The organism is Acinetobacter albensis (assembly GCF_900095025.1).
Classification (GTDB): domain Bacteria; phylum Pseudomonadota; class Gammaproteobacteria; order Pseudomonadales; family Moraxellaceae; genus Acinetobacter; species Acinetobacter albensis.
Window position 1 is genome coordinate 47,590 of sequence record NZ_FMBK01000005.1, and the last position, 13,117, is coordinate 60,706.

At 36.4% G+C, this 13,117-nt stretch carries 10 protein-coding genes; 6 read left to right on the forward strand and 4 right to left on the reverse strand.

Going from position 1 to position 13,117, the window contains the following annotated elements; genetic code table 11:
- The first annotated feature begins 66 nt into the window (after positions 1-66).
- A complete protein-coding gene (gene pyrF / locus GA0116959_RS04985; RefSeq protein ID WP_092718955.1) occupies positions 67-747 on the forward strand; it encodes an orotidine-5'-phosphate decarboxylase in 681 nt (226 codons plus the stop codon).
- 94 nt (positions 748-841) lie between these two features.
- Here the strand turns inward: pyrF and GA0116959_RS04990 are convergent, their stop codons facing one another.
- Positions 842-1,750, reverse strand: coding sequence for a LysO family transporter (locus GA0116959_RS04990; protein WP_092718957.1), 909 nt, complete (start codon positions 1,748-1,750; stop codon positions 842-844).
- 506 nt (positions 1,751-2,256) lie between these two features.
- Here GA0116959_RS04990 and zapE point away from each other — a divergent pair.
- The 4 genes from zapE to GA0116959_RS05010 all read left to right on the forward strand — a co-directional run bounded on the left by zapE (position 2,257) and on the right by GA0116959_RS05010 (position 8,284).
- Positions 2,257-3,405: a cell division protein ZapE gene (gene zapE / locus GA0116959_RS04995; RefSeq protein ID WP_092718960.1), complete on the forward strand. Its 1,149-nt coding sequence runs from the start codon at positions 2,257-2,259 to the stop codon at positions 3,403-3,405.
- Positions 3,406-3,785: 380 nt separating this feature from the next.
- Positions 3,786-5,948: a malate synthase G gene (locus GA0116959_RS05000; protein ID WP_092718966.1), complete on the forward strand. Its 2,163-nt coding sequence runs from the start codon at positions 3,786-3,788 to the stop codon at positions 5,946-5,948.
- 132 nt (positions 5,949-6,080) lie between these two features.
- Complete coding sequence (locus GA0116959_RS05005; RefSeq protein WP_092718968.1) at positions 6,081-7,532, forward strand: aldehyde dehydrogenase family protein; 1,452 nt, start codon at positions 6,081-6,083, stop codon at positions 7,530-7,532.
- Positions 7,533-7,621: 89 nt separating this feature from the next.
- Positions 7,622-8,284, forward strand: coding sequence for an SOS response-associated peptidase (locus GA0116959_RS05010; protein WP_092719288.1), 663 nt, complete (start codon positions 7,622-7,624; stop codon positions 8,282-8,284).
- A 9-nt stretch (positions 8,285-8,293) separates the two neighbouring features.
- Here the strand turns inward: GA0116959_RS05010 and GA0116959_RS05015 are convergent, their stop codons facing one another.
- Entirely contained in the window at positions 8,294-8,758 is a 465-nt protein-coding gene (locus tag GA0116959_RS05015; RefSeq protein WP_092718972.1) for a MarR family winged helix-turn-helix transcriptional regulator, read from the reverse strand.
- A gap of 580 nt (positions 8,759-9,338) precedes the next feature.
- On the opposite strand from GA0116959_RS05015, the gene GA0116959_RS05020 reads away from it, so the two are divergent.
- The gene (locus GA0116959_RS05020; RefSeq protein ID WP_053578055.1) at positions 9,339-10,865 is read left to right on the forward strand and encodes a TerC family protein; all 1,527 of its coding nucleotides are present in this window, start codon (positions 9,339-9,341) and stop codon (positions 10,863-10,865) included.
- 200 nt (positions 10,866-11,065) lie between these two features.
- On the opposite strand, the gene thiM is transcribed toward GA0116959_RS05020, so the two are convergent.
- Both thiM and GA0116959_RS05030 read right to left on the reverse strand, forming a co-directional pair.
- The gene (gene thiM, locus GA0116959_RS05025; RefSeq protein ID WP_092718974.1) at positions 11,066-11,887 is read right to left on the reverse strand and encodes a hydroxyethylthiazole kinase; all 822 of its coding nucleotides are present in this window, start codon (positions 11,885-11,887) and stop codon (positions 11,066-11,068) included.
- Positions 11,888-11,944: 57 nt separating this feature from the next.
- The gene (locus GA0116959_RS05030; protein WP_092718977.1) at positions 11,945-13,108 is read right to left on the reverse strand and encodes a hypothetical protein; all 1,164 of its coding nucleotides are present in this window, start codon (positions 13,106-13,108) and stop codon (positions 11,945-11,947) included.
- Between the last annotated feature and the right edge of the window lie 9 nt (positions 13,109-13,117).

Sequence of the window (13,117 nt, forward strand, 5' to 3'; positions counted from 1 at the left end):
TAAAGTTACAGTTTTCAATAAACCACTTTATAATCTAACTTCTTTTTAAGTGATGGAAATAGACTCTTGAGTATCATTGTTGCCTTAGATGCTAAAAGCCAATATGACGCCTTAACAATTACAGATCAACTTGATCCATCACTCTGTCGTGTAAAAGTAGGTAAAGAGCTTTTTACTCATGCAGGGCCTTCCGTTGTAAAAGTATTGCACGATAAAGGCTTTGAAGTTTTTCTAGATCTTAAATTTCATGATATTCCCAACACCACTGCACAGGCGGTTTGTGCTGCGGCAGACTTAGGTGTGTGGATGGTGAATGTGCATGCATCGGGAGGGCGGAAAATGATGGAAACCTGTGTAGAGAGATTAAAGGCAGGTAATTACCCAACTCAATTGATTGCGGTCACTGTGTTGACTTCAATGGGTCGTGAAGATTTAAAAGATATTGGTTTAGATATTGAGCCTTTCGAGCAGGTTAGACGTCTTGCTCAGTTGACTGAACAAAGTGGGCTAGACGGAATAGTGTGTTCTGCACAAGAAGCAAAAATGTTGCGTGAAGTGCTATCGCCTGAATTTTCTTTAGTTACACCGGGCATTCGCCCAGTGGGCTCAAATGCGGATGATCAAAAACGAATTGTTACACCGCAACAAGCTATGCAAGATGGTGCTACACATTTAGTGATTGGTCGTCCTATTACACAATCAAAAAATCCAAATCAAACTTTACGTGATATTTTGGCAAGTCTTTAATTTTTGGTTATCAAAAAGCTGACTTAGGTCAGCTTTTTATATATAAGACTTCTATTTTAAGCTTTCAAAGCCATTAACTTGGATGCTAAACATATTAAAATGCAGCCAAAATACTGATTGCAATTGGTGCAAGTATAGACAATATAAAACCACTCACCATGGCATGAGGAATAAAGTCATTACCGCAAGCTTGTTTGACCATGGGTAAAGTAACATCCATTGCCGTTGCGGCTGCAGCAGAAATAGCAGAACGTGGATAACGCCATCCGATACTATACATTAAGAGAATTGCAATAACTTCTCGGAATAAGTCATTCATTAGCGCAATACTGCCCAACTCCGCATTTTTCAACTCCGTAACTACAATGCCACTCATAGAATAAAAGCCATAACCTTGTGACAACATAATTAAGTCTTTTAAATTTACATCTTTAATAATGAATGAACTTAAAAGTGCACCTGCTAATGATCCAATAATACACCCCAAGGGAACAAGCATAATTTTCCAATTGAGCCATGAACGATCAAGTGGGGAATACGCTAAATCTAAGCCAATAAAAAGCATGAAAATGAGCAATAAATTCCAAGTACTGATTGAGAGATTTAAATTAAAATAATGCACTAATTCAGCCAGACCGTAGCCTAAAACTAATGCAATAAAGGCGTAACTAATATTTAAGAGCGATTTAAGTAACAAAGCAGTCGAAACTTTCCCATGCGCAGGTTGATGGCCAATACTTTTAAATAGAATGTAGCAACACAAAAAAGCACCGACTGATGTGACGAGGGAAAGTATGAATGAGGTTGATAAAATCTGAATGGGTCTTTCGATCTGATGTAAATTTTCTGAGAATTCAAAGGCAATGGCAATGAGTAAAATATAAGTAAAATAAGGTAGAACTTGAAATGCAAAACGAACTAATTTTTTTGGGATTTTATGCGCAAAAATAAAACCAACACATAAACAGAGCAAGAGTTGGGTAATGAGCCAAAATGATGACATACAGAACAGACAAGAGTTGAAAATACGGGTTTATTATGACAAATTAACTTTTAAGCTGTATATAACTTATCAAGATTTTGTTCAATCTATAATTTTTTAGTCCATTATTTTAATGTCATTGGTTATGAGGAAAATTATATGCTCATTCTTCTTTAATATTTTAACGACTAGTCTTGATTTTTGAGTGATATGAATAGATTTTAATTAAACTCTTTGGTCTAATTTTTTATCACAATACTTAAAAAAATTGAGTAAATAAGCCAAAATTCAACAGAATGGGCTCAAAGAAATATTGATAGTTTCCGCAATGTGCAAACAACCAAATTTATAGTAAAAATTGAAATGTTATTTTCATTAGATTTTGTCATGAAGTGTGTTTGTAAAAAAAAGCCACGAATATGGTCAAGCCCGCACTTAAATAGCCTAAGTTTTTTAATGCCAAAGTGTTATATATTTCATCTTAATCTTCGCTATAATTTAAATAGCCTAAAATAGTATTCAATGATATGTCTGATTTAAATTCTAAACACAGCACCGCCTTTACTCCTTTGTCACCAGCAGAACGTTATGCTCAAGCGATCGCTTCTGGTCAATTCATGCCGGATGATGCGCAGGCGCAAGCTGTTCATGAATTAGATCGGGTTTGGCAGGAATTGGTACAACGTTTTAAAGCATCGAAAAAAACATTCCGTCGTTTCCGTCGCCAAACCTCGCCTAAGGGCGTGTATATGTGGGGTGGCGTAGGGCGTGGTAAAACATGGTTAATGGATCAATTTTTTGAATCTATTCCTTTTCGACGTAAAATGCGGATGCATTTTCATCATTTTATGCAACATGTGCATCGTGAATTAAATAAATTATCTGGTCAGCGTAATCCACTTGATTTGGTTGCAGATCAAATTTATCAACAAGCTGTTATTATCTGTTTTGATGAATTTTTTGTTTCAAACGTTACAGATGCGATGATTTTAAGCGAATTATTCCAAAAATTGTTTCAGCGTGGCGTTACGCTGATTGCTACTTCAAATATTGCACCAGATGGTCTTTATAAAAACGGTATTCATCGTGATCGCTTTATTCCTACCATTGAAATGGTGAAGAAAAATTGTGTCGTTTTAAATGTGGATGCTGGCGTAGATTATCGTTTACGAGTACTAAAACAGGCACAATTATTTAAGACTCCATTGACTCACGATCATAAAAATTGGATTGCACAACGTTTTAGTGCGCTCACACGAACACAAACGATTTCACAAGAGCCCATTATTATTAATAATCGTATTGTAGAAACCATAGGTCATACAGAAGATGTTTTGTGGTGTGAATTTTCAGAATTGTGTTTAAAGCCTCGTAGTCCCGCAGACTTTATTGAAATCGCAAATATTTATAACACCGTATTGGTTAGTAATGTTCCACATTTGACTGATTACTTGTCTGAAGGCGCACGTCGTTTTATTTATTTGGTCGATGAGTTTTATGATCGTGGTGTAAAGTTATTATTAACCTCTGAAGACTCCATTATTGAGATTTATCAAGGTGAAAAAATGGCCTTTGAAATTGAACGCACCCGTTCACGTTTACTTGAAATGCAATCTGATGAATACTTAAATGCAGCACATAAGCAAATTCAGAAAATTGACTCTGAAGTAAATTAAAAATACAGACGATGAAATAAAGATTAAGCGCCATTATTTGGCGCTTTTTTTAACTATGAAGTTTATATTCTCAATATTCATATCAGTTTTGAGTGCAATATTTAATATTTTATTCTGAAAAAATATGCTTTGAGACTGATTTAAAGGTAGAAGCTGGTACTTAGGTCTAATTTTTGTATGCTCAAAATTTCATACACTATAAATTAAATCTCTAGGTGAATAATAACAGTATATAAATAAAGTATATTTTTATTCAATAATGAGTATATTGTTTTATAGAAAATGATCATTATTTAGCATTGTGATAGTACTATTCAGTTAGATTTAAATCGGTATACTAGAATCTCTTGTTATAAAAAGTAGCAATATCAGGATAGACAATGACTGCACGTATTCAAAAAGGCAAGTTAGCGATTGCTAAAGAACTTTACGATTTTATCGAAAATGAAGCATTACCAGGTTCTGGTATAGACAGCGAAACATACTGGAAAAACTTCGAGCAAGTGGTTGTTGATCTTAGTCCTAAGAATAAGGCGCTTTTAGCTAAGCGTGATGATCTTCAGGCTAAAATTGATGAATGGCATCGTAATAATAAATTTGAATTAGAAGCTTATAAAGCTTTTCTTAAAGAAATTGGCTACTTATTACCTGAAGTAGAAGATTTTCAAATCAGCACAGAAAATGTAGACGAAGAAATTGCATTATTGGCTGGTCCACAACTTGTCGTACCTGTACGTAATGCACGTTATTGCTTAAATGCCGCTAATGCGCGTTGGGGTTCTTTGTACGATGCACTTTACGGTTTTGATGTCATCTCTGAAGAAGATGGTGCTGAAAAAGGTAAGGGCTATAACGCAGTTCGTGGTGATAAAGTCATTGCATTTGCGAAAAACTTCCTAAATGAAAACTTTCCATTGGCGCAAGGTTCACATGCAGATGCAACCGAATATACGGTAGATCACAACAAGCTTGTCGTGACTTTAAAAGATGCGACTCAAACTACTTTAGCTCACGAAGCTCAATTTGTAGGTTATAACGGTGAAGCTGCTGCACCGACTGAAATCGTATTCAAAAATAATGGCTTACATGTCATTATTGAAATTGATGCCACTAGCCCAATTGGTCAAACAGATGCGGCAGGTGTTAAAGATTTAGTACTTGAAGCTGCTGTAACGACTATTCAAGATTTAGAAGATTCAATTGCAGCTGTTGATGCTGAAGAAAAAGTTGAAGGCTACCGTAACTGGTTAGGCCTAATGAAAGGTACTTTAGAAGAATCAATCGAGAAAAACGGTAAAACTGTTACTCGTAGTTTAAATAAAGACCGTACGCATAAGAACTTGATTGGTGGTGAAACGATTATTCATGGTCGTTCATTAATGCTTCTTCGTAATGTGGGTCACTTGATGACTAATCCTGCCATCCTTGTCGATGGTGCGGAAATTTATGAAGGCATTATGGATGCATTGGTTACACCATTACTTTCTTTTGCTGACATTAAAGGGCAAAACGAAATTAAGAACTCTCGCAAAGGTTCTATGTATATCGTTAAGCCAAAAATGCATGGTCCAGAAGAAGTTGCATTTGCTGTTGAATTGTTTGAACGCTCTGAGCAAGCATTAGGTTTACCTGCAAAAACTTTAAAAATCGGGATTATGGATGAAGAGCGTCGTACATCTGTAAACTTGAAAAACTGTATTGCACAAGCGAAAGACCGTACGATTTTCATCAATACAGGCTTCATGGATCGTACTGGTGATGAAATTCATACCTTTATGGAAGCAGGTCCGTTCGTACGTAAAGGCGAAGTGAAAGGACAAATCTGGTTCCCAGCGTATGAAAACCGAAATGTAATGGTGGGCTTGAAAGCAGGTTTACGTGGTAAAGCACAAATTGGTAAAGGAATGTGGCCTAAACCAGATATGTTGCTGGATATGTATAAAACTAAAACGGAACATCCAGATGCTGGTGCAAGCTGTGCATGGGTTCCATCACCAGCGGGTGCGGTCATTCACGCGATTCATTATCATCAAATTAATGTTGCAAGCCGCCAAAAAGAATTATTGGCGACTGAAGCATTACCATTAGATGATTTGTTAACGCCACCTTTAGCAAAAGACACCAATTGGTCTGAAGACGAAAAAACCAAAGAACTTGAAAATAACTGTCAAGGTATTTTGGGCTATGTAGTTCGTTGGGTTGATTTAGGCGTAGGTTGTTCTAAAGTTCTTGATATTAACAATGTGGGTTTAATGGAAGACCGTGCAACATTGCGTATTTCTTCACAACATGTAGCGAACTGGTTACGTCACGGTATTGTAACCCACGCGCAAGTTGAAGAAGTCATGAAACGTATGGCTGCTATTGTGGATCAGCAAAATGCAAATGATCCAGAATATACAGCTATGGGTCCAAACTTTGATGGTATCGCATTCCAAGCTGCATCTGACTTGATCTTTAAAGGTGGGGAACAGCCATCGGGTTATACAGAGCCATTATTGCATGCAGCACGTTTAAAACTTAAAGGTTATACAGGTGATTAAACATCGCATGTAAATAAAAAAACCTCTTCGGAGGTTTTTTTATTGTCTTAAGGTTACTAAAAGTATTTTGTACTGGCGCTTTTATACAATACCTCCTACATTCATTCTTAAGTCAAAAAAAAGAGTCTGAGTATGATTGCTTATAAAATAAATGATGAACAATACATAGCGGGACAATGGCTAAAAGGAACATCAACCCATGTCATAGAAAATATCAATCCTTATCATCAAGAAATTATTTTAGAACTTCACGCAGCCAGTATCATTGATGTAGAAAGTGCTTACGCAGCAGCACAAAAAAGTTTCTTGTCATGGTCAAGCACAGCAGCAGAACAGAGAAAAAAACTGGTTGTAAATGTGGCAGAAGTGGTGAAGACACGACGTGAGGAAATCATTGACTGGTTAATTCAAGAATCGGGAAGTACACGATTAAAGGCTTCGCTTGAAGTAGATGCAGCCTTAAGTATCATTCAGGAGGCAGCAACTTTTCCTCAGCGTATGATGGACAGCAAGCTTAAATCCTTAGATTCAGAAAGAAGCAGCTGGGTCTACCGTAAAGCCTTAGGTGTGATTGCCGTGATTAGTCCTTGGAATTTTCCATTTCATTTAAGTATGCGTTCAGTGATCACCGCGATTGCAATTGGAAATACAGTGGTTTTGAAGCCAGCAAGTGATACACCTGTAACAGGAGGTTTATTATTAGCAAAAATCTTTGAGGAGGCAGGCTTACCCTCCGGTGTTTTAAATGTTGTTGCAGGCGTCGGCAGTGAAATAGGTGATTATTTTGTCGAACACGACGTTCCTAAACTTATTTCATTTACTGGATCAACAGAAGTCGGCAAACGAGTAGGACAACTGGCTATTGCCAGTAATAATTTAAAACGGCTTGCTTTAGAACTCGGTGGAAATGCACCGTTGGTGGTTTTAGATGATGCAGATCTAGATTTGGCTGTAGAGTTAACTGTAATGGGACGTTTTCTCCATCAGGGGCAAATTTGTATGAGTACCAATCGTGTCATTGTTGATGCGAATATTTATGATCGTTTTGTCGAAAAGTTGGTACAGCGTGTTGGATCAATTGAAATTGGAGACCCTGCACAGGAAACCACCCTTATTGGTCCGATTATTAATAGCAGCCAAGTTGATAAAATTAAAAAAATCATCGAGCTTGCAGAGCAAGCGGGTATAAAACTAATCGTTAAAGGGGAAATCAAAGGCAATTTAGTACCGCCGCATATTTTTATTGATGTCGATCCAAGTTCGAGTTTGGCCCAAGAAGAAAGTTTTGCGCCAATTTTACCTGTTATTAAGGCGCAAAATGAAGCCCATGCTCTAGAGCTTGCGAATGATACGCGTTTTGGTCTATCAAGTGCGGTGTGTACTCAAGATAATGAACGTGGGGTGCAATTTGCTTTAAAAATTGAAGCGGGAATGACACACATCAATGCAATTACCGTAGCAGATCAAGCCAATGCACCTTTTGGGGGAGAGAAAAACTCAGGCTTGGGGCGTTTTAATGGGCAATGGATTTTAGAAGAGTTTAGTCGTACCCATTGGGTGACGCGACCAAAGATAAAGTCCTAATCTAGATACGTAGTAAGGTTTGATTTGTGGTTTGAAATATCATTTATAGTTATAATTGAATAGAATTGATACATGGCCAAATGACTGTTATGTGTGCAAATTTCAAACCACTTACTCTTCAGCAATTGAGTTATTTAAATTTTCCGAATATACCGTTTGAATATTCTGAAGAAGTTTATCCAGGCTATGAGTTACCGTTATTGTTTCAATCTTCGCGGGGTTTAGAGTGGCGTAAAGTGATGTTCGGTTTGGTACCCAAATGGGCTAAAGATACAACGATTGCAACTAAGACCTATAATGCACGCAATGAAACTTTGTCACAAAAACCGAGCTTTAGTGAAGCGTTGTTGAAATACCAATTTGGTGTCATTCCTGTCACCGAGTTTTATGAATCTAAATATATAGATCAAAAACCACAAAGATGGGGCGTTAGACGAAAAGATGGTCAGGCATTTTTTATTGCTGCATTGTATGAAATAAGCAAAATAAATGATCAAGTGATTCGTTCTTGCAGCATGATTACCATGGATGCGATTGATCATCCTATGATGAAAGAATTCCATGAACCAGGAAATATTAAACGCTCAGTGATGATTATTCCTCATGAGCGTTTAAATGAATGGTTAAGCTGGAACTCTCCAGATATACAGTCATTTGTCGAAGGTTTTCCTGTGGCAGATTTTGAATGTTCACATGTGCCTAAATTAAAAGTGAAGAAAACCAGTCCACAGTTGAATTTTTTTGATGAATGATAAATGGTTTTAATGGGCTAAGTTTTTAAAAATATGCTTAAGACATTCCATCATTTTTTCAATTTGCAAAGGCGTTAAGCCTTCAAAGGATTGTTCGAGTACCACATTGGTTAGATCATTAATTTTATAGAACATTTTTTCGCCTTCTTCAGTCAAAATAACACGCGTAATTCGTGCATCATCTTCACATGAATAGGTGTCGACTAACTTTTCATCTTTTAAGCGATAAACAATTTTGGTGGTGGTCGACATTTTAGAGACTACCATTTCAGACAAATCTGAAACGCTTGCATTGGGTTTAGACTTTAATGCCAATAAAATACGACGACGAGAATTATCCAAACCATATTTTTTTAATACATGATCTACGTTTTGGACATATTGAGCATGGACTTGGGTAACCCAATAATAGGGAAAATGTTCTAGATTAAAATCTTCTGATGTAGGCAAGAACTTACTGTATTTCTTAGTCATAAAAATTCCCCGAGCAAATTGTTGTAATTGTAATCCGTTATCTTGAATATCTTATTTGAAAATTCACTCATTTATCAAGATTAATATAACTTAAATGATAAAATTCATAAACGATAATGGTTGATTATAAATTAATGCAAAAATTATATATAAATTTTCCTTATAAATAAGAGTTGGCTATTTTGTACACAAGAATTGCGTTCGACTATAGTGAATCGGAAGTAATATCTAGATAATTCAAAAAATTGAATTATAAAAAATATGAGGATGGGCTAAAACTTATAATAACTTAGAGACAATGAACTATAAAATATTTCAAATAATCTAATTAAGTATTTGAAAAATATAATTAATTTGTTTAAATTCATGATGAGGAATTATAAAATAACTTAAATTAAAAGGGATCAAATAAATAGAAAAATCGAGTTTTAAACGTTAAAAATAAAAAAAATAATTACAAATTTCCTAGATTGTGCATAATTGATTTATCTATTGTTGAAAAGGTCACTCATATGGATCCGTCGCCGTACAGGTCTACGCTTTATTTTCACCCAATGTATAACATCGGAGATATAAACTAATGGAGTTTTTATTAGATCCGGGAATTTGGGTTGGACTACTTACCCTGATTGTTTTAGAAATTGTTTTGGGTATTGATAACCTTGTCTTTATTGCTATTTTAGCTGAAAAACTTCCTCCAGAACAACGTGATAAAGCACGTGTGATTGGTCTTTCACTCGCTTTAATTATGCGTTTGGGATTGCTGTTTGCCATTTCTTGGTTAGTCACTTTGACCAAACCGCTAATTATTCTTTTTGATTGGACCTTCTCGGGTCGAGACTTGATTCTTTTATTTGGTGGTCTGTTCTTGGTGTATAAAGCCGTCACAGAGCTGCATGAAAAAATTGAGGGTAAACCTGAAGTTAAAGTAAGCACCAATATTGTTTATGCGAGTTTTGCCGCAGTCGTTGCACAGATTGTTGTATTAGATGCAGTATTCTCTTTAGATTCTGTTATCACCGCTATTGGCATGGTCGACAACATTTATGTAATGATGGTAGCAATGATTGTTGCCATGGCTGTCATGCTACTGGCTTCTAAATCACTCACTGCTTTCGTAAACCGTCATCCAACGGTGGTAATTCTGTGTCTAAGCTTCTTATTACTGATTGGGATTAGCTTAATCGCAGAAGGTTTTGGTTTCCACATTCCGAAAGGTTATATCTATTCGGGTATTGGTGTTGCTATTGCGATTGAAGCATTTAACCAATTTGGTCAGCGAAATGTTGCCAAACATGAATCTAAAATTCCACTGCGTCATCGTACTGCCGATTCTATTTTAAAATTGATGGGCGGTAAAATGGAAACGGTCACCGATAGTGGTCAACATTTTGAAGCGCAAGAAGCATTTGCCGACGAAGAACGTTATATGATTGGTGGAGTGTTAACGCTAGCTGAAAGATCTGTAGCGTCTATTATGACACCTCGGAGTCAAATTTCTTGGGTAGACATTAATGATACACCCGAGCAAATTCGTGAACAGGTTTTGTCTGTACCACACAGCTTATTTCCTGTCTGCCGAGGTAGTTTAGACAAAGTTTTGGGTGTGGTACGTGCAAAAGAACTTCTTGATGTGCTAGATAATGATGAAGAACTCAAAGCTTTAATCAAACGCCATCGTGCAATTTATATTTTTCAAAAAATGAAAGTTATTGATGCAATTAATACTTTGCGTACTTCTAAAGGCTCATTGGTTTTAGTCAGTGATGAGTTTGGAAATGTACAAGGTCTAATTTCTCCACTCGATGTTTTTGAAGCAATTGCTGGTGAATTTCCAGATGCAGATGAACAGCTCGATTTGGTCAAGATTGATGAGCACACATGGAAAGCTTCTGGCATGTTGGATGTATATCAGCTTGAATTAGAGTTGGGCATGATGGATTTGGTGGAAGAAGATGCAGGTTATATCAGTGTTGCAGGTTTAATTTTAGATAAAACCAATGGTGAAGTGAAGTTAGGAACTCAATTGCAATATCAAGGGGTTGATTTCGAGGTCACTGAACTGGACGGAAATCGTATTAAATCTGTTCTAATTATGCATCGTTAAAATATTAAGTGTGCAGAATAATGCAGCTTGTTGATTAATTTTTAAATCGTTAATTTGTTGTATCAACCCAATAGGCTAGTCCTATTGGGTTTTTTAAGCTTGAGGTCCTGATATTTTGTCTATACTTGATTGTGTTTGATGCTAAACAACCCAATTCATCCAAAAATTAGTTTTGAAATAACGTAAATAATAAAAAAAGCTCAAATTTTGATGATTTCAAAGTCTGCATATTGCTGAATTAAATTTTCATCAAGCTGATGAATATGATCTATAAAGGCAATATTAAACTCGCCTAATTTTTGTGTTTTTTCAAAGGCCAATTTTCCAGCAATTGCAAAATGTAAATGTGCTGCTATAGCCGCAAGCGTAGGTGTAGCTACAGCAGCATAGCCAGCAATTAAAGCACCTAGGGCACAACCTGTCGCAGTAATTTTAGGTTGTAAGTAAGAGCCACCATTGATTTGAATAACAGCATTAAATTGTTGGGATAAGATGAAATCCGACTCACCAGAAATGGCAATACAGTCTGTATGCTTTAACAGTACTTTGGCTTGGTGATAAACATCTGCACTTTTTAAAGTACTATCTACACCTTTAGATTTGGCTTGATGGCCAGCGAGTGTACTCATTTCTGAAGCATTGCCCCGAATGATGGTCGGATGATATTGTAATAAATCATCTACCATATTTGAACGCCATTTTAGAATAGTGCCGTATCCTACTGGATCAAGTACCCAAGGTGTATCTGTAAGTTGAGCTGTTTTTGCAGAAATCTGCATCGCCTGCATTTGCTCATTGGTCGGTGTGCCCAGATTAATACTTAAAGCCGCCGCTATATGTGTAAAACTTTCAGCCTCGTATGGGTTATCAATCATGGCAGGAGAAGCACCTGCAGCAAGCAAGATATTGGCGGTATAATTGGTTGCGACACTATTGGTGATGCATTGTACCAAAGGCTGCTGAGCTTGAAGCTGTTGCCATGCTTGAATAACCTGCTCTAGCAATGTTGATTTTTCAAGCATAAGCTAATTCCTTAAATAATCGCTGTAATTAAATCAAATGAATACATCATTTTGAATTTATTGGGTGAAATAATGATCTTGATGCTTACACGTACGACAAAATAAAGTCACATAACTTTCAGCATCATAATCCACAGTCAGTTCATTCGAGCCGCAATACATACAGCGTTTTTGTGAATAAAAATTTAAACGTGGCTGCATTTTATTCCATAAACGCCAAATCGGCTGGAAAAAAATATTTTCATCGCTGCCAAGAAAACGAAAAAATAGAATGTCACTCATTTTACTCAATGGAATATTGGGCGGACGAGGCAACATCGAGGTTTCCCATTTTTCTGTCACGGCACGTTCACGATATTTCTGTAAGGTTTTCTTTAATAAGTTGGTATTAATAAAGTTTTCATTACGGGCTTTAAGTGCTTTTTGCTGATGTAAATATTCCAAAGCAGTTTGTACCAGATAATAAATTTGCCCTACTGCCAGTACATCCATTAAGCGATAACAGAAGGTTTGGAGACTATTATTTCCTGCAATCTGTACGCCCCAAAGCCGACAATAAAACTGAGCAAACTGTATAATTTCCTGATAAAGCACCAAATACAATGCACTTTTAACTTCGTCTGCATTTTTAAAAGGCACACCCATGGTTAAATTTTCGTAAAACCAATTTCGAAGTTGTAGCGTTACACTAAATAAACTCGGTTCAGAGTAACCATCTAATCGAACGTTAACATAATAATGATGTGCTTCAGAAGCAAAATCCTTGGCAATTAAAATCTGTTCTTTGACTAATAGTTTAATCAAATAACTTTGAAACAAATAGTTGGGGGTAATGGAATGGTATTTGATCGCTTCCCAATCAATATATTCCTGATGCACTGTATATTCTTGAACTTGATTGTCTAGAATACTGAGTAAGAATAGTTTGTTGATAAAACTGATTTGATCAAGTCGATATTCGATTTGTTCTTTATCTTTGGACTTAATTTTACGTTGTTCTTGCAGCCGTGTTTCCGTCAGCATTCTTTTACGATTTGCCAAACACCGATCACAGTGACAATTATGACGTTCATCTTGAAATACACGATGTTGACAATGGCTACATTCGTGGAAATGAATTGCTTGTTCGTATTGCTCTGCCTCAATCCAGAACATAGATGCCTGACATAAAGGGCATGATGTGCTTTCATCGAGTTGTTTTTGCAGAATTTGAAGAAGCATGTAGCTCTA

Excerpts from the sequence above, each read along its gene's own strand:
- GA0116959_RS04990 (WP_092718957.1), bottom strand. The coding sequence starts at position 1,750 with ATGTCATCATTTTGGCTCATTACCCAACTCTTGCTCTGTTTATGTGTT.
- zapE (WP_092718960.1), top strand. The coding sequence starts at position 2,257 with ATGTCTGATTTAAATTCTAAACACAGCACCGCCTTTACTCCTTTGTCA.
- GA0116959_RS05000 (WP_092718966.1), top strand. The coding sequence starts at position 3,786 with ATGACTGCACGTATTCAAAAAGGCAAGTTAGCGATTGCTAAAGAACTT.
- GA0116959_RS05005 (WP_092718968.1), top strand. The coding sequence starts at position 6,081 with ATGATTGCTTATAAAATAAATGATGAACAATACATAGCGGGACAATGG.
- GA0116959_RS05010 (WP_092719288.1), top strand. The coding sequence starts at position 7,622 with ATGTGTGCAAATTTCAAACCACTTACTCTTCAGCAATTGAGTTATTTA.
- GA0116959_RS05015 (WP_092718972.1), bottom strand. The coding sequence starts at position 8,758 with ATGACTAAGAAATACAGTAAGTTCTTGCCTACATCAGAAGATTTTAAT.
- GA0116959_RS05020 (WP_053578055.1), top strand. The coding sequence starts at position 9,339 with ATGGAGTTTTTATTAGATCCGGGAATTTGGGTTGGACTACTTACCCTG.
- thiM (WP_092718974.1), bottom strand. The coding sequence starts at position 11,887 with ATGCTTGAAAAATCAACATTGCTAGAGCAGGTTATTCAAGCATGGCAA.
- GA0116959_RS05030 (WP_092718977.1), bottom strand. The coding sequence starts at position 13,108 with ATGCTTCTTCAAATTCTGCAAAAACAACTCGATGAAAGCACATCATGC.